The organism is Nocardia carnea (assembly GCF_029869215.1).
Taxonomy (GTDB): domain Bacteria; phylum Actinomycetota; class Actinomycetes; order Mycobacteriales; family Mycobacteriaceae; genus Nocardia; species Nocardia carnea_B.
The window spans coordinates 1-16,016 of sequence record NZ_JARWPM010000155.1 but is presented as its reverse complement, the minus strand read 5'-3'; the positions used below and the strand labels follow the sequence as shown (position 1 = coordinate 16,016).

At 67.9% G+C, this 16,016-nt stretch carries 19 protein-coding genes and 1 pseudogene; 9 read left to right on the top strand and 11 right to left on the bottom strand.

Annotation, left to right across the window (positions count from 1 at the left end; all coding sequences use genetic code 11):
- Positions 1-252 precede the first annotated feature (252 nt).
- Both QH276_RS10455 and QH276_RS10450 read left to right on the top strand, forming a co-directional pair.
- The gene (locus QH276_RS10455) at positions 253-1,980 is read left to right on the top strand and encodes a sodium:solute symporter family protein (RefSeq protein ID WP_280399353.1); all 1,728 of its coding nucleotides are present in this window, start codon (positions 253-255) and stop codon (positions 1,978-1,980) included.
- A 10-nt stretch (positions 1,981-1,990) separates the two neighbouring features.
- Positions 1,991-2,239, top strand: a complete 249-nt coding sequence (locus QH276_RS10450; RefSeq protein WP_280399352.1) for a hypothetical protein — start codon at positions 1,991-1,993, stop codon at positions 2,237-2,239.
- Positions 2,240-2,474: 235 nt separating this feature from the next.
- Here the strand turns inward: QH276_RS10450 and QH276_RS10445 are convergent, their stop codons facing one another.
- The 6 genes from QH276_RS10445 to QH276_RS10420 all read right to left on the bottom strand — a co-directional run bounded on the left by QH276_RS10445 (position 2,475) and on the right by QH276_RS10420 (position 7,970).
- The gene (locus QH276_RS10445) at positions 2,475-2,975 is read right to left on the bottom strand and encodes a L,D-transpeptidase (protein WP_280399351.1); all 501 of its coding nucleotides are present in this window, start codon (positions 2,973-2,975) and stop codon (positions 2,475-2,477) included.
- Positions 2,976-3,146: 171 nt separating this feature from the next.
- Positions 3,147-4,445 carry a hypothetical protein gene (locus tag QH276_RS10440; RefSeq protein ID WP_280399350.1) on the bottom strand — a complete coding sequence of 433 codons (1,299 nt, stop codon included), beginning with the start codon at positions 4,443-4,445 and terminating at the stop codon, positions 3,147-3,149.
- Positions 4,442-4,666: a hypothetical protein gene (locus QH276_RS10435; RefSeq protein WP_280399349.1), complete on the bottom strand. Its 225-nt coding sequence runs from the start codon at positions 4,664-4,666 to the stop codon at positions 4,442-4,444. Before QH276_RS10435 ends, QH276_RS10440 begins: the two co-directional genes overlap by 4 nt.
- Positions 4,667-4,931: 265 nt before the next feature.
- Positions 4,932-5,906 carry an alpha/beta hydrolase gene (locus tag QH276_RS10430; protein WP_280399348.1) on the bottom strand — a complete coding sequence of 325 codons (975 nt, stop codon included), beginning with the start codon at positions 5,904-5,906 and terminating at the stop codon, positions 4,932-4,934.
- Positions 5,884-6,630, bottom strand: coding sequence for a TetR/AcrR family transcriptional regulator (locus QH276_RS10425; protein ID WP_280406709.1), 747 nt, complete (start codon positions 6,628-6,630; stop codon positions 5,884-5,886). Before QH276_RS10425 ends, QH276_RS10430 begins: the two co-directional genes overlap by 23 nt.
- Positions 6,627-7,970, bottom strand: coding sequence for a flavin-containing monooxygenase (locus QH276_RS10420; protein WP_280399346.1), 1,344 nt, complete (start codon positions 7,968-7,970; stop codon positions 6,627-6,629). The genes QH276_RS10425 and QH276_RS10420 overlap by 4 nt, the downstream gene beginning before the upstream one ends.
- 172 nt (positions 7,971-8,142) lie before the next feature.
- Between QH276_RS10420 and QH276_RS10415 the strand changes: the two genes are divergently transcribed.
- Entirely contained in the window at positions 8,143-9,183 is a 1,041-nt protein-coding gene (locus tag QH276_RS10415) for an NAD(P)-dependent alcohol dehydrogenase (protein WP_280399345.1), read from the top strand.
- A 4-nt stretch (positions 9,184-9,187) separates the two neighbouring features.
- On the opposite strand, the gene QH276_RS10410 is transcribed toward QH276_RS10415, so the two are convergent.
- Positions 9,188-9,667 carry a nuclear transport factor 2 family protein gene (locus tag QH276_RS10410; protein WP_280399344.1) on the bottom strand — a complete coding sequence of 160 codons (480 nt, stop codon included), beginning with the start codon at positions 9,665-9,667 and terminating at the stop codon, positions 9,188-9,190.
- 159 nt (positions 9,668-9,826) lie between these two features.
- Between QH276_RS10410 and QH276_RS10405 the strand changes: the two genes are divergently transcribed.
- On the top strand, positions 9,827-10,360 hold the full coding sequence (locus QH276_RS10405; RefSeq protein WP_280399343.1) for a mycothiol transferase: 534 nt from the start codon (positions 9,827-9,829) through the stop codon (positions 10,358-10,360).
- Positions 10,361-10,366: 6 nt separating this feature from the next.
- On the opposite strand, the gene QH276_RS10400 is transcribed toward QH276_RS10405, so the two are convergent.
- The 3 genes from QH276_RS10400 to QH276_RS10390 form a co-directional block, all read right to left on the bottom strand.
- Positions 10,367-11,182: an RNA polymerase sigma factor SigF gene (locus QH276_RS10400; protein ID WP_280399342.1), complete on the bottom strand. Its 816-nt coding sequence runs from the start codon at positions 11,180-11,182 to the stop codon at positions 10,367-10,369.
- Complete coding sequence (locus QH276_RS10395) at positions 11,172-11,681, bottom strand: ATP-binding protein (RefSeq protein ID WP_348536632.1); 510 nt, start codon at positions 11,679-11,681, stop codon at positions 11,172-11,174. The genes QH276_RS10400 and QH276_RS10395 overlap by 11 nt, the downstream gene beginning before the upstream one ends.
- A gap of 230 nt (positions 11,682-11,911) precedes the next feature.
- Positions 11,912-12,319, bottom strand: coding sequence for an STAS domain-containing protein (locus tag QH276_RS10390; protein WP_280399341.1), 408 nt, complete (start codon positions 12,317-12,319; stop codon positions 11,912-11,914).
- Positions 12,320-12,607: 288 nt separating this feature from the next.
- On the opposite strand from QH276_RS10390, the gene QH276_RS10385 reads away from it, so the two are divergent.
- The 5 genes from QH276_RS10385 (at position 12,608) to QH276_RS10365 (ending at position 15,851) form a co-directional block, all read left to right on the top strand.
- Positions 12,608-13,216, top strand: a complete 609-nt coding sequence (locus QH276_RS10385; protein WP_280399340.1) for a flavodoxin family protein — start codon at positions 12,608-12,610, stop codon at positions 13,214-13,216.
- 63 nt (positions 13,217-13,279) lie between these two features.
- On the top strand, positions 13,280-14,290 hold the full coding sequence (locus QH276_RS10380; protein WP_280399339.1) for an iron-containing redox enzyme family protein: 1,011 nt from the start codon (positions 13,280-13,282) through the stop codon (positions 14,288-14,290).
- Positions 14,287-14,946: a HemK2/MTQ2 family protein methyltransferase gene (locus tag QH276_RS10375; protein WP_348536631.1), complete on the top strand. Its 660-nt coding sequence runs from the start codon at positions 14,287-14,289 to the stop codon at positions 14,944-14,946. Before QH276_RS10380 ends, QH276_RS10375 begins: the two co-directional genes overlap by 4 nt.
- 121 nt (positions 14,947-15,067) lie before the next feature.
- Entirely contained in the window at positions 15,068-15,247 is a 180-nt protein-coding gene (locus tag QH276_RS10370) for a CDGSH iron-sulfur domain-containing protein (protein ID WP_280399365.1), read from the top strand.
- A 373-nt stretch (positions 15,248-15,620) separates the two neighbouring features.
- Entirely contained in the window at positions 15,621-15,851 is a 231-nt protein-coding gene (locus QH276_RS10365; protein ID WP_280399338.1) for a DUF6480 family protein, read from the top strand.
- Between the two features lie 38 nt (positions 15,852-15,889).
- On the opposite strand, the pseudogene QH276_RS10360 reads toward QH276_RS10365, so the two are convergent.
- Positions 15,890-16,016: pseudogene (locus QH276_RS10360) on the bottom strand (sensor histidine kinase); the annotation flags it as partial.

Sequence of the window (16,016 nt, the reverse complement as noted above, 5' to 3'; positions counted from 1 at the left end):
CCGGAACGGTACGGCTCGCGGCCCGGCCGCAGACCATCCGATACCCGGCGCGGCCCGGCCGATTTCACTTCCGGCGGCCGGCCCGCGAGGTCAGCCGACGGACACGCCCGGCTTTGATCAACACGGCCCGGGCGACCACCCCGCGCGGTACGTTTTAGGTACCAGAGCCGATCTGGTAGTGCGGCCGGCCATCGGTGGTGCCGATGCGGCGGGCCGCACGCGGTTGCCGTGGCCGCTCGAGGAGAACGTTGTATGCCGCAGTTCGAAGTTTCCCAGGAGGTCGTCACACTCGCGGAAGGTGAGGTGCTGCGACTCGACGCACAAGCAGTCGACTACGCGATAGTCGCGCTGTATTTCGTTTTCGTCCTCGGTATCGGCCTGATGGCCCGCCGGCGCGTGTCCTCGAGTATGGATTTCTTCCTGTCGGGGCGGTCGCTACCGGCCTGGGTCACGGGCCTGGCCTTCATCTCGGCCAACCTGGGCGCGGTCGAGATCATGGGTATGTCGGCCAACGGCGCGGAATACGGTTTTCCGGCCTTCCACTACTTCTGGATCGGCGCGGTCCCCGCCATGCTGTTCCTGGGCGTGGTGATGATGCCGTTCTACTACGGCTCGAAGGTGCGCAGTGTGCCGGAATTCATGCGCCGCCGCTTCGGTACCGGCGCGCATCTGGTGAACGCGCTCAGTTTCGCGGTCGCGCAGGTACTCATCGCCGGCGTCAACCTGTATCTGCTCGGCACCATCCTGAATGTGCTGCTCGGCTGGCCGCTGTGGGTCGCGGTGATCGCGGCGGCGGTGATCGTGCTGTCCTACATCACCCTCGGCGGGCTGTCGGCGGCGATCTACAACGAGGTGCTGCAGTTCTTCGTGATCGTGGCCGCCCTGCTGCCGCTCACCCTGATCGGCCTGCACCGGGTCGGTGGCTGGTCCGGTTTGCAGGACAAGGTGGCCGCCTCCCCCGGCGGCCCGGAACAGCTGGACTCCTGGCCCGGTAACGCGCTGTCCGGTTTCGCCAACGATTTCCTGTCCATTCTCGGCATCGTCTTCGGCCTGGGTTTCGTGCTCTCCTTCGGCTACTGGACCACCAACTTCGTCGAGGTACAGCGCGCGCTGGCAACACATTCCATCGCCGCCGCCCGGCGCACCCCGATCATCGGCGCCTATCCCAAGATCCTGATTCCGCTGATCGTGATCATTCCCGGCATGATCAGCGCGGTACTGGTGCCGCAAATGGCCGAGTACAAGCAGGCCGTCACGGCGAACCCGGATCTCGACAGCGACACCACCTACAACCAGGCGCTGCTGTATCTGATGAAGGAAGTACTGCCGAACGGCCTGCTGGGCGTCGGACTGGCCGGTCTGCTGGCGGCATTCATGGCCGGGATGGCGGCCAATGTCTCGGCCTTCAATACGGTGTTCAGTATCGACCTGTGGCAGCAGTACGTGGTCAAGGACCGGCCGGACACCTACTACCTGACGGTCGGCCGGCTGGCGACGGTGGGCGCCACCGTCGCGGCGATCTTCACCGCGTTCATCGCGGGCGGGTTCAGCAACATCATGGACTACCTGCAGACCCTGTTCAGCTTCTTCAACGCACCCTTGTTCGCGACCTTCATCCTGGGCATGTTCTGGAAACGAATGACCCCGGCCGCGGGCTGGACCGGCCTCGTGGCCGGTACCGCGGTCGCCGTGACCATTTTCGCGCTGAACGAGACGGGTGTGTTCTCGCTGTCCGGCCAAGGGGTCAGTTTCGTCGCGGCGGGTGCGGCCTTCGTCGTGGATATCCTGGTCAGCGTAGCCGTCACGATGGTCACCGCGCCGAAACCCGCGGCCGAACTCGTGGGCCTGGTGTATTCGGAGACGCCGCGCGAATTGCGCACCGATCCGGAAGCCGCGACTCTGCCCTGGTATCAGCGCCCGGTACTGCTGGCGGGTATCGCGCTGGTACTCGTGATCGTCCTCAATATCGCGACCGGATAGGACAACGCCCGTGCTCTTCGATATCCGCACCATCGTCGGCGGCCTGCTCGGCCTCTACGGCATCGTCCTGGTGATCACCGGACTCGTGCACGATACGGCCGCCGAGGAAGCCAAGACCGGCGGTGTCAACGTGAACCTGTGGGCAGGTCTGGGCATGCTCGTGGTGGCCGCCGCATTCATCGCCTGGACACTCCTGCGCCCGGTAGCGGTCGACCGGCCCGACCCGGGTGCCGAGATCGAACCCGACCGCGACCGGTGACGCACCGGATCGCCGGAGACATGGCACCGGCCCGCGGGGAGGCGGGCCGGTAACTGCTCAGCGCGGCGGACCGGCGTTCAGTCCGGCAGGCCGAAGGCGAACCCGAGAGCGATGAGCAGGCAACTGATGACCGATACAGCCAGGATGATCCACATCGGGCAAGCGTACGAAACCGGCGGAGCACGCCGGGTACCGGGTCGGCTCCGGCCCGGTCCGGCGGGTGGTGCGGCCTTTATCAGGCGACGACCTCGACGATATCGCCGGGGTTCAGGTAGTGATAGACGGCCACAGCGCCCGGTTCGGTCAAGCGGATGCAGCCGTGCGATTCGGCCTGTACCGGACCGATGTGGAAGGCGATATCGCCGTTGAAGAACACCGCGTAATGCATGGGTGCGTGATGCATGGTGCTCCAGTGATACGGACGTTTGAAGTCGACGTCGAATACGCCGGTCGGAGTCTCGTACCCGTCCATCCCGTGCGACATCGGCGTCGGCCCGTAGACCACTCTGCCGTTGTCCATCAACCAGACCTCGTTCGTGGACAGGCGCAGGCAGGCCCGCGCCGCCGCTGAACAAGGGGCCTCGGCCGGGATGATCGCCGGCACACCGGGGACGTTGGGCCCGTTCGGCCACAGCGGTTCGGCGATGGCGGGCGCCGCCGGTGCCAGGGCCATCGCCGCGACCCCGGTGAGTACAGCCGTCCGGCGCATCCGGTGGAAGAACTGTCCGTTGCTCATTTCGTACCGACCTCTTTTCTCGATCCGCCGCCACTTCGGCGGGGCCAGCAAATCCAGAGCTAAGATCAAGAGAACCATTCGACGGTACTGAAATCCGGCGTACTGTGGGTCGCATTCACCGCCGACGCGCCGATTCGACACAATTCCGCGACGGAATACGACCCACCCGCCTCAGGCCACGCTCCAGCTGTCGGAGGCCGCGCCGCGCCGCCGGATACGCCGCCGACGCTGGTAGAACACCTCCTCCACCGAGACATTGGGCACCTCTTCGACGATCCCGGTGAGCCGGTCGCTGAGCTCGAGTTCAGCGATCCGCCGATGCAACCCGGCGCGCCGCTCCGCTGGAAGCTGCGCCCACACCACGCCGATCCGTCGCTGGGCAGCGATCTCGGCCACCGCGAGCAAACGCAGCAGCGGCGGCCAGAGATCGTCCGCATTGGCCACCGACGGCAGCTCGGCGATCCGTTCGACGGGCATCCGCGCAACCAGTCCCACGACGAAACGCTGAACCTCGTGATGCGTATTGCCGGCCAGGACCAGCAGTCCCTTCCACGGACCGGGGTCGAATGCCACGACCAGGGATTCGACGATCGCCGTCAGAGCGGCCGTATTGGCGAAGATCGGGTTCATGGACAGCTGCCGCACGGCCGGGCCGTGGAGTTTCGATACGAAGGTCATCAACTCCGGCGCCGCACCCTTCTGGATGACGTGCGCCACCAGTTTTCCGAGCGATTCCGGCGAGGTCCGGGCGAGCAGCACATCACCGACCTCACCGACCACATCGTCCTCGGCGCGCGAGAGCAGCGAGATCGCGGCCTCCTGCAACTCGGGCGAACCGTTCACCACCGTATCCATCATCCGCGGAATCCGTTGCGAGGTCCCGTGCAGCAATTGCCGCAGAATTCGGCTGATCGCGGGCGCGGAATAGGCGTAGGCGGCAGAGAAGAGCACGCCTTCGTCATCCATGGTCCCGAACTCGAATGCCTCGATCAGTCGCGGCGAGGCGTATTCGAGGAAAGGCCCGGCCGTGATGTGGTCGCGGCGGCGCAGTACCTCGTTCAGGATCTCCACCAGCGGTTCGGACGCCATGATGTCGCCCAGCTCGCCCAGGGCTTTGGGGTCCACGTACGGCGTGCAGGACGCGGCGTACTCGGTCTTGAGCATGGTGAGCGTTTCGGCGGCCGCGTCCGGGTAGTCGACGCCGACCGCGCCGGCCGCGCGGCCGGTCATCATGGGCGGCACCACCCGTTGCACCAGAGGTATCGAGATGGTGAGCGGAATGATCGGAATCAGTCGCCCGATCCGCTTGAACATCTCACCGTGATACTCGTAGATCCGGCTGGAGATCCGTTTCTCCAGCTCGTGCAGGTGCTGAGGTCCAAGCCGTTCGAGATAAGCGATCCGTTCGACCGGAACATGCAGTGTACGCGCCAGCAGAATCATCTGCGCGCGGGTTACCAGGTCGCTCATCCTTCGAGTAGATCCCCGAACATGATCCGGCGGGTAATCGCCTTGAACGGCGGCGGGAAGAACCGGATCATCCCGTTGACAGCTTCGATGAGTAGTTCCTTCTCCATTTTCTGGGTATTCCGGAACAACCCGAGCAGATCCTCGATCTCTTGATCGGAGAGCATCTCCGAGGCTGCGGTGGGTCCGTTCAGTTCGCGGACGAGTTCGGTCTTGGCACTCATTCTGCTCCTGTGTCTCACTCGGGGGCCGGCAGCCGCGAAACCACCGCCGACCCCGTGTATTACCCGCACGACGATATGCCGAATCCTCATGACCGTTAGGGCATTCACATCTGGTGTTACCTGCCTGCAATTTGGCGAGTCTCACATCGCTGGGTACGCGTGACGCTACCGCAGAGCGGGTTCCGTTCCATGCGTCGCCGCCGGGGACGGGAACCGGTTCGCCGGTCCACCGTTCGGCAACCGTGGTGGTCGCGCCGATCCGGGGCTAGCGCGGCGCGAGGTGACGGCGCAGGAACATCAGCTGATGCCGCACGGCGGGCTCGTGGCACGGGTTCCCCGGCCAGACGCCGAAATGGTCGCAGGGATAGTGGCGGACCTCGGCGCGCGCCGCGAACGCGGCCTTGGCCGCGGCGTACGGCGGTGCCCCGCGGTCGAAATCGGCGACCTGCACCAGCACCGGCAGCCGCAACTCCGCGGCCGCCCGCGCCGGACGGTAGCCGGCCAGCTGCGCCAGAACGCCCGCGTCGATTTCGTTGCGCCAGGTCGGGCCGGCCAGTGCCAGGTAGGACTCGTACCAGCCGTCCAAGGCCAGCGCCGCGACCGCACCGGGCCGGCCCACCAGCGGGATGAGACCGGTACCGCCGGTGACCGTGTCCAGTTGCCGCCGGATCGAGCCGTAGGCGCCCCGCAGCGTCGCCGCGATCCCGCCCGCGCGGACGGCCAGCGCCGCGGCGGCCCGGCCGTCGACCAGCGGCGTCACCGAGACGACCGCGGCGAGCGCGGCCCGTGCCGTGGCCGCCTTCTCCGGTGTGGCGCGCGCGGCCGCGGCCGCCGCGAAGACGTGTCCACCGGACAGCGAAACCCCCCACAGCACGATGCGGTGCGGGTCGACCCCGGGCAGTTCGGCGGCGGCGGCCACCGCCGCCCGGTAGTCGGCGACCTGCTCGGCCATCCGGATCCGCTGGCGGGGTTCACCGCCGCTGGCACCCAGGTACCGGAAGTCGAAGGCCAGGACGTCGATTCCCGCGGCGGCGTAGGCACGGGCGAACGGCTCCAGCCCCGAATCCTTGGTCCCGCCGAATCCGTGTGCCATCACCGCGACCGGGCGACCGCCCGGACCGTCGAGTTCGTCCGTTGCGGCCCGGAAATGCCAGGCGTGGCACAGATCGGCACCGGAGCGGAAGGTCACGTCGGCGGGCGCGGCGGCGATTCCCGATTCAGGGGCATGGTGCAGGGTCATGACGGTTCCTCGCGGTGGTGGGTTCGGCGGGCTCCGGTGCGCGGCCGTAGATCGAGCGCAGCCAGACGGTGACCACCGATTCGATATAGCGTTCCCGGTCGAGTTCCACACCCAGGGTGAGGCGCTCGAGCAGTCGTTCGTTGAGCAGCAGCAGGACATCGGCGAGGGTGGTGGCGTCGCGGGGGGGGGGGGGCCCGCGCGCGGCCGCCGCGGCGCGGGGCGAAGGGGGGGCGGCGGGGGGGGGGGCGGCGCCGCCGGGGGGCGCCGGGCCGGCGGCACGTTCGTCCTCGATCATGGCAGCGATCGCGGGGATGAACGCTTGCCGTTCGGTTTCCCAGATATCGCGCACGGCCGGTGAGGCGCTACGGGCCTCGAGAACTGCGCGATAGAGGTGGCGGTGGCGATCCCAGAAATCCACCAGCCCGCGGATCGTCCGTTCGATCCGCCCGGCCGGTTCCCCGGCGCCGAGCAGAATATCGTTGACCGCGAACACTTCCTCGTAGATTTCCTCCAGGGCGGCCCCCACCGCGGACGCCTTGTTCTCGAAGTAGAAATAGAACGCCGAGCGCGTCAATCCGGCCCGGCGCGAGATCTCGGCGATATTGACGGCCTCGAGCCGCCCCCCGTTGTCGCGCAGCAGTTCGTCCAGTGCCACCAGGATGGCGCTGCGCCGCTGGTCGCCGCGGTGCGGGGCGCGCCGGTCGGTCCGCGAACGTACCGTCATCCGGCGCTCCCGGCCGGTAGCGCACCGTGGGTGCGTGCCCGGCGCAGCCCGGCCGGTAGCTCGGCGAGCCGCAGATCGCGTTCGTAGACGAAATAGTCGAGCTGCTGGGTATGTCGCGGCCGGTCCACCACATGGCCGGTGAAACGCCGCTGGTCTTCCTCGATCACCCGATACATCGTTTCGTCCGAAGGCGGCCGGTAGTATCCCGCCGCCCAGGCGGCGACCAGTCGCGCCTGGCATTCCACGAACGGGAACAGTGTCGGAAAGGGCTGCGCGAATCCGACGAACGCGAGGTTGTCCACCCCTGGTTTGAAAATGCGCTTGTACAGCGAGATCCGGTTGTCCGGGGCGCTGATGAAATCCGGATCGAAGAAGGGGAAGGTGATGTTGTAGCCGGTGCAGTAGATGATGACATCGAAATCCTTGTGCGTTCCGTCCACGAAATGCACGGTCTCGCCGTCGAGCCGGCGCACATCGGGCTTGGCCACCACATCGCCGGAGCCCAGCCGCAGCGGCAGTTCCACCGACTGAGTGGGGTGCGCCTCGAAGAACTTGTGGTTCGGCGCGGGCAGGCCGTATTTCTCCGGGTCGCCCGAGATATAGGGCGTGAAAGTCTGGACGAGCTTGCGCTGCCAGGACAGCGGCACATAGGGCACCGTGCGGAAATACCGGTCGGCCGGGGTCCCCGCGAAGTATTTCGGCACCACCCACGCACTCGACCGGGTGGACAGCCATACCTCGTTGTCCATTGCGCGCGAGGACAATTCGACGGTGATATCCGCGGCGCTGTTGCCGATGCCGACGATCAGGATACGTTTGCCGTACAGGTCGAGCGGGGTGCGCGGATCGATATAGGCGTGGGAGTGGATGGACTGTCCGGTGAATTCCCCGGGGAAGTCGGGGAACCGCGGATCCCAGTGGTGCCCGTTGGCTACCACCAGCAGATCGGCGCGCCGGTTCTCCCCGCGTTCGGTGGTGAGCTCCCAGCCGGCACCGGCCGGGCGGGCCTGCCGGACACCGTTTTCGAATTCGATGGACTGTTTCAGGTCGAAGGCCGCCGCATAGCCCTCGAGGTATTCCTTGATCAGGCTGTGGTGCGGGAAATCCGGGTACGAATCCGGCATCGGATAGTCCCGGAACGAGAGCTGATATTTCGAGGTATCGATATGCAGTGACCGGTAGGCGCTGGAATGCCCGTTGGGGTTGCCGAACGCCCAGTTCCCGCCGATACGGTCCGAGGATTCGAAACAGGTGTATTCGATTCCGTAGTCGCCCAGCATTTTTCCCGTGGTCAGGCCGCTGATTCCGGCCCCGATGACCGCGACGGTGGGATTCGGCATACAACCTCCTGCGCGTTCCGCCCCGACAGCGGAGACAACCCGGCAGTGATGCCGGTCACAAAAGACTAGGGTCGCACTTTGACATGTGTCAAGAAAAATCAACCCTTGTCAGCCGGCCCGCGGCGCCTTACGTTGTGAGTCACGTCATACCGGCCGGATCGGGAGGAAAACCATGCGCGCCCTGCAACTCACCGAACCCGGCCGCCTCGAGCTACGCGAGGTCCCGGCGCCCGAACCGGGCCCCACCGAACTGCTGATACAGGTCGGCGCGTCCGGTCTCTGCCACTCCGACCTGCACGTCCTGCACCTGCCGTTCAAGGTGCGCGACGAACCGCTGACCCTCGGTCACGAGATCGCGGGCACCATCGCCGCGGTGGGCGATCAGGTGGCCGGCCGTACCACCGGGGAGCGCGGGGTGGTGTACCTGTGCTGGTCGTGCGGGGTGTGCCCGGAATGCGCGAGCGGGAACGAGAATGTCTGCCGGGCGGCGGGCCGGGTCGCCATGCCACCCTGCCCGGGCCTCGGACCCGACGGCGGGATGGCGGAATATGTTGCCGTCCCGGCCAGTTCGTTCGTACCGATCGGCGATCTGGATTTCGTCGCCGCGGCCCCGCTGGCCGATGCCGCGCTCACCAGCTATCACGCCATCCGCGGCGCGCACGATCAGTTGTATCCCGGTTCGACCGCGGTGGTGATCGGCGCCGGCGGGCTCGGCCACGTCGGAATCCAGATCCTGCGCGCGCTCACCGCCACCCGGATCGTCGCGGTGGACACCGACCCCGCCAAACGTGAACTCGCCACCGAATGCGGTGCCCACGAGACGTTAGCGGCCGGCGACGATACCGCCGACCGGATCCTGGCGATGACCGGCGGCCGCGGGGCGGAAGCGGTGTTCGATTTCGTCGGGGTGGACGCCACCGCCCAGCTCTCGGTGCGCAGCGTCGCCCCCAACGGCGCCTACCGGATGATCGGGCTCGGCGACGGGAACCCCGGGATCACCGCCGGGCCCGCCGGTGGCCCCGAACTTCCTTGGGGCGCGACAGTGCGCAAATCCTACGGCGGTACCAAACGCGACCTCATCGACAGCATCGCGCTGGCGCGAGCCGGCCGGATCAGCGCCCGCACCGAGCAGTTCGCCCTCGCCGACGGCGCCCACGCCTACGCCCTGCTGGAACAGGGCCGTATCCGTGGCCGCGCCGTGCTGGTGCCCTGAACATTCACTGTTCGGCGGGCGCCCACATATTGCTGATCAGTTTATGGCTGGGTGTATCGGCCAGCGACTGCGACGATTCGTAGATCCGGGCATACGATGTGGCGCTGATCCGCCAGACCCCGTCCGCGCCGCGGCGGTATCGATCGGTGTAGTACCCGGCACCGCGGATGAGCACCCCGAAATCCGTCGCGATCACCGTATCCTCGAACAACCAGCTCCCGGTGGCGGTATCCCCGTCGACGGCGATCTCCGGATGGTTGGCGACATGGGTGGTCACAATGCCGGGTCCCATATTCGTGCGCATGAATTCGACCACCGCGTCGCGCCCGTCCAGGGTGAGCTCGCGGCCCATGGCGTGGGTACCGTAGCGGGCCTCGATCTCCGGGTCGAGCGTGGTGGCGAAATCGTCCCATTGCTTGAGGTCCAGCGTGCGGAAGTACCGGTATTTGAGACCGCGGATGAGTTCGAGCGCCTGCAGATCCATGCAGTTACCTTGGCACGCCCCACCCGCCCCGGCAAGAACACGTTCTAGTGCCCGGTTTGCAGGCGCCCGCCGGTGGTACTGCGCCCGAAACGGAAGCAGAGCAGTCCGCGGGATACGGCCCCGCCGCGCCGCTCCCGCCCAGCGAACGACGGAGAGACCATGAACAGCGCCGATTTGCTCACCGACGCCTTCGATCGGATCCGGGAAACCGTGCACGAGGCCGTCGACGGCCTCGATGAGCAGGCCTTGGCCTACCGGCCCGATCCCGGAGCCAACTCCATCGCCTGGCTCATCTGGCATCTCACCCGGGTCCAGGACGAACATCTGGCGGAATTGATCGGCGGCGAGTCGTTCTGGACCGGCCGCGGCTGGTACGAACGGTTCGATCTCCCCATCGACCGGCAGGCCACCGGTTACGGCGACACACCCGACGACGTCGCCCGCATCCAGGCCCCGGCAGAACTGCTCACCGGCTACTACGACACCGTCCACGCCCATACGGTGAAGTTCGTCGGCGCACTCGCCGACCGCGACCTCGACCGGATCGTCGACGAGAATTGGGATCCGCCGGTCACCATGGGCGTACGACTGGTCAGCGTGCTCGCCGACGACCTCCAGCATGCGGGGCAGGCCGCCTACCTACGCGGTGTCTTCGCCCGCACGTCCCGCTCCCGGTCGGCGGCGCGGAGCTGACGGGCGTCAGTCGCGCAAGGCTTCCTCACGCAGCCAGCCCAGCGTGCGCGAGAGTATGCGCGAGATGTGCATCTGCGAAACGCCGAGCCGGTCGGCGATCTGGGATTGGGTCTTTGATTCGAAGAACCGCATCCGCAACACCTGGCGCTCCCGGTCGGTGAGTTCGCCGAGCAGCGGTTCGACCGCCAGGTAGTCCTCCACCCAGCCGTACGACTCTTCCTCACTGCCCAGTGATTCCACCAGCGCCGGCGCGGCGGACTCGCTGTCGTCACCGGCGGGGGCGTCCAGCGAGGAGGTCTGGTAAGCGTTACCGGCGATCAGCGCCTGGGTCACTTCCACCAGATCGATATCGAGTTCTTCGGCGATCTCCCGCGCCCGCGGCACCCGGCCGAGGCGCTGGGACAGGATCTCGATGGTCGGGCCCAGGCTCAACTGGATCTCCTTGACCCGCCGGGGCACCCGCACCGACCAGGTGTTGTCCCGGAAATGCCGGCGCACCTCACCCATGATGGTGGGCACCGCGAACGACAGGAACGACGACCCGCGGGACACATCGAATCGTTCGACGGCGTTCAGCAGGCCCAGCCGGGCCACCTGCAGCAGATCGTCGTAGGTTTCCCCCCGGCCGGAGAACTTGCGGGCGATATGCTCGGCCAGCGGCAGGCACCGGTCCAGGATCTCCGCGCGGATCGCCGCCCGCTGCCCCGAACCCTCGGGTGCGGCGGCCATATCGCCGAACAACGGCTCGATATTGTCGTAGCTATCGTTGCCACGATGGCGGCGTGAAGGCCCCGGATCGACGCGCGGTGCCTCATGCGCCATCGGCGCCCCCTCGGTACCAGCTGAATTCGACATCGGTCGGGTATCCACCACTCGCCACGTCGTAGGGATGCTGCACCACGTCGACCCCACGGGTCAGGGTCCGCACGATATGCCAGCCGAAGCCTTCCTGATCGAGAAGCGAATCGGTCGCCGCAGTCGAGGTTACGCGCACCGTCATGCGATGCCGGTCATAATCGAAGTCGCAGCTCAGTGTCGAGTCGGCAACGGCCGCCGCGATCAACGAGGTGGCCACCTCGTCGAGCGCGAGCCGGATATCGGTTACCTCGTCCAAGCCGAAATCGGCGATCAGCGCCACCGTCTCGGCCAGCGCCCGCAGCATGACCAGCTGCTCCTGCTGCGCCGGGACGCGTACGCCGACGGTTGTCGTATCTCGTGAAGTCGTATCCACTGAGTCGGAGACGCTGTCCACCATGCGCACCACCACCTCGTTACTGCGGCCCACCCGGCGCGGGCCGGGGGCGCCTGCCGGAGCCCTCACGGCCTGGATCCGGCGGCGGCGCCGCGGCTGTCTGTCCTCGGCCTGATTGTCACTTGCGCAGGTACCCCGCATCGGGGTGCCGAAACCGCGACAACCTTCCGACAACTTACTGGTGTGGGTGCGAGCGGTGGTCGGGCAGGTCCGAATCGAGCAGGTGGAACCACGATTCGCCGGCCCCGCACAGACCGCGACCACCACCGGTATCACCGGCGGTGGTCCCGAGGCCGGGCTCAATCGATCAGCGCCGTACGCAGCGTGGGGAAGTAGCGGAACTGGTGGCGCACTCCCGTGACCACCAGCGCGCGTTCGATATCGTGACGCCCGCTGACCAGCCGTAATTCGACCCCGCAACGCCACGCTTCGGATTTGGCGGCCGCCAGCGCCGCGGCGGCACGCAGACACAGGAATGTGGTGGCCCGCAGATCCAGGACGACCACGCGGCATCCCTCCCGGCAGCAGCGGCCGAGGAGTGCGCGGAAATCGTCGAGGCCGACCGCGTCGAGTTCGCCTTCCACCCGGGCGATCAGATAATCGGGGCGCTCGGTGCTGCGCCGCGACCACATCCGGCCGCCGGCGGCGGTGCGCGGATCGCTTCTCCGGTGCTGATCGACCTGGTACAGGGCGGTGGTTACCGACATATGCATCCCGTCCGTTGCGGTGTGGGATTCCGGTTGGCATACCCGATCGGGACCAGCGACCCGGCGGGCAGCGCCCTCCGGGTGAGCCCGAGTACCGGCATACGCCGCACCGGGTTCGGCTGTGCTTTTCAACCTCGTTCTCATTCTGGCACGACTGGCAGCGGCTGTACACCGGGCGCGGACACGACCTGCGCACCGGCACGTTTACCTCGCGCGGTGGCGGCTATTGCGGGGGCAACGGGCCGGTCGGCGGTTCCGGTTCCCAGGAGAGCGGAGGTGGGCACGACGATGGCTTCTCTGACCGCGGTCGCGCTGGTGTGCACGTTGAAGAAATCACCGGCCGAATCCAGCAGCGACCGGATCGCGCGCCAGTTGCTCACCGAACTCGCCGGATACGAAGTGACCGGCGAGGTCATCCGCGTGGTGGACCACAATGTCCGGCCGGGAGTCACCGCCGACGAGGGCGAGGGCGACGAGTGGCCCGGTATCCGGGACAAGATCGCGGCGGCGGATATTCTGCTGTTCTGCACGCCCACCTGGCTCGGGCATATGTCGTCGGTCGCGCAGCGCGCATTGGAACGGCTGGACGCCGAGCTGTCCGAGACCGACGACGCGGGCCGGCCCGCGATGTTCGGCAAGGTCGCCATCGCGGCCGCGGTGGGTAACGAGGACGGTGCGCACAAGATCATCGCCGATGTGTTCCAGGGGCTGAACGATATCGGTTTCACCGTTCCCGCCCAGGGCGCCACCTATTGGAATGGTGAGGCGATGAGCGGGGTCGACTACCTGGACCTCGAGCGCACCCCCGACGCCGTCGCGTCGACCAACGCCACCGCGGCACGCAACGCCGCCCATCTGGCCCGACTTCTGCGTTCCGCACAGTATCCGGCCGGCTGACCGCCACCCGGATTCCGCGGTACGCCCGGACGACGACCTCGTCGCCACGAAAGGTGAAACCCCATGGTCGAAACACTCGCTGCCCCGGGCACTGTCTCCCGGGGGATACGCCTGCCCGCGCCCCGGGGCCCGCTCTCCGCCGATCTGGTGGCCCTGCTCCCGGCCGAACCGGGCAGCCCGGTCCCCCCGGCGCCCCCGGATATCGACCCGTACGGGGACGATTTCCAGCTCACCCTGCACACCTGCTACGAGCTGCACTACCAGGGGTTTCGCGGGGTGGACCCGGAGTGGGAATGGGACAGCGACCTGCTGCGGTTGCGCCGGCAGCTGGAACGCCGGTTCGCCGACGCGTTACGCGCCGACGTTCCCGGTGGTCACGATGTGGACGCCGAACTGGACCGGCTGCTCGCACCGCCGGCCGCGGGCGGGGTTCCGGCCTTTCTGCGTGACGAGGGCACCTGGGAGCAGATGCGGGAGTACTTCATCCAGCGCTCGATCTACCACCACAAGGAAGCCGATCCCGTGGCCTGGGTGATCCCGCGGTTGCGCGGCCGGGCGAAAGCCGCCCTGGTGGCGGTGGAGTTCGACGAATTCGGTGGCGGGCACGGCGACCGGATCCACGCCCGCCTCTACGCCGACCTGCTGCGGGCCGCCGATCTGGACGACAGCTATCTGCACTTTCTGGACATCGTGCCGGCGCCCATGCTGGCGCTGGTGGACATGATGTCGCTGTTCGGCCTCCACCGCTCGTTACGCGGGGCGCTGGTGGGGCATTTCGCCGCGGTGGAGATCACCTCGTCCCCCGCGTCCCGTGTGCTGGTGGAGGCGCTGCGGCGTTTCTCGGCGCCCGCGGACTGCGTGCGGTTCTACGCCGAGCACGTGACCGCGGACGCCGTCCACGAACAGGTGGTACGCCGCGATGTGCTGGCCGATCTGCTGGCCCGCGAACCCGAACTCGCCGAATCGATGGTCTTCGGGATCCAGGCCACCGACCTGTTGGAGGACCGGTGCACCGAGATGATGCTGAGCCACTGGCGAGCCGATCGCAGTTCGCTGCGGACCGAGGCCGGGTGAGCGCCGTGCTGATGCGTGCACCGGGTGTATACCGGCCGCAGCCCGATACCTGGTTGCTGGCCCGCGCGATGACCGAGGCGGCCCTGCCGGCCGGGGCCCGGGTGCTCGACGCATGCACCGGGACCGGCGCGCTGGCCATTCATGCCGCGCGGACGGGCGCGGCAGCGGTGACCGCGGTGGACCTGTCCCGTGCCGCGGTGGCCTCGGCCTGGTTGAACAGCCGGCTGAACGGAGTGCGACTGGAATTGTTGTGCGGGGACGTCACGGAGGTGGTGGCGGGCCGCACCTTCGATGTCGTCGTCGCCAACCCACCGTATGTGCCGAGCGAGCATCCGGTGCCGGGCGGTCGCGCGGCCCGCGCCTGGGACGCCGGCCGGCACGGCCGCTCGCTGCTCGACCCGCTGTGCACGATGATCCCGCGCCTGCTGGAGAAGGGCGGTACGGCGCTGCTGGTGCATTCGGGCCTCTCCGGGACCGCGACCAGTCTGCGGCAGCTCCGTAGCGGCGGCCTGAAGGCCACGGTGGTCGCCCGTTCGGTGATCCCGTTCGGACCGGTGCTGACCCGGCGCAGCGGCTGGCTGCGCGACCGGGGCCTGATCCGGCCCGGGCAGCGACACGAGGAGTTGGTGGTGATCCGTGCCGATCGAACACGATGAGGACCCGGTACCGCCGGTAGGCTGTCCCGCGCTGGGCGGTATTCGGTCACCGGCCGGTCCGCCCGGCGCGGAGGCGCCCCCCGCCGGTGCCGGGACGCCGGCGAACGGGCGCGCCGAACCTGTGCGGATCGTCTTCACCGAGGACGGGCCCGCGCTGGTCGACGGACCGGTGGACCTGGTCACGGCCGACGGCGAGGTGGTGCACGCGGATCGGTTCCTTGTCGCGATCTGCCTGTGCAAGCGGTCGCGGAGCTATCCGCTGTGCGATACCAGTCACCGGCGCCGCCGTGCTCGCTCGTGACCGGTGCCCGCCGGCGCGCTCATCGACCGCCCACGCATCGGGTCCCGCGCGACCGGGTCCCAATCGCGCCGAACGACAATCCGCCCGCGAGTAGGCGCGCCGGGCCCGTAATCGCGCCACACGACCCTCCGCGCATCGGTTATGCGAACGGTGTCGGCCGCTATCACGCCGATTGACCGTCCGCGCATCGGTTACGCGAACGGTGTCGGCCGCTATCACGCCGATTGACCGTCCGCGCATCGGGTAAGCGCGTCTGGTGACCGACGATCGCCGCCGACGTCCCGCGCGCGCCCGCCGCGGTCCGTACGCCGGGTGAGCGGCGGCCCGACACCGCCGGCCGGGCCGGCGACAAACGGAAGGCAGGGCAGCGCTCATGAGTTCGATGGATCCCGATCCGTCCGCGACTCCGGACCTGGAGCCCGGGGGCGGCGTACCCGCCGGTTCCACCCCACCGGATACGGCACAGACCTCCGGCCTGTCGGCCCCCGAGCCGCGCACCAGCCACCATTTCCCGCCCACCGGGATCGTGGCGGTACTGGCCGCGATCGCCCTCGTGGCGGTTTTCGTGGTGGTGGCCGTCGTCCTCATCGCGTCCCTGGGCTGAGACCGGCATGATGCCCGGCTCCGCGTGGCGGGGCCGCGTTATTCCGCATCCGGTGACGTCAGCGGGATCCGGGCATGCACCCGCCAGGCGCCGTCCTGGGTGCGGCCCGCCTCCAGGCTTCCCCCGAGTACCGCCACCCGTTCGCGCATACCGGCCAGCCCCAGC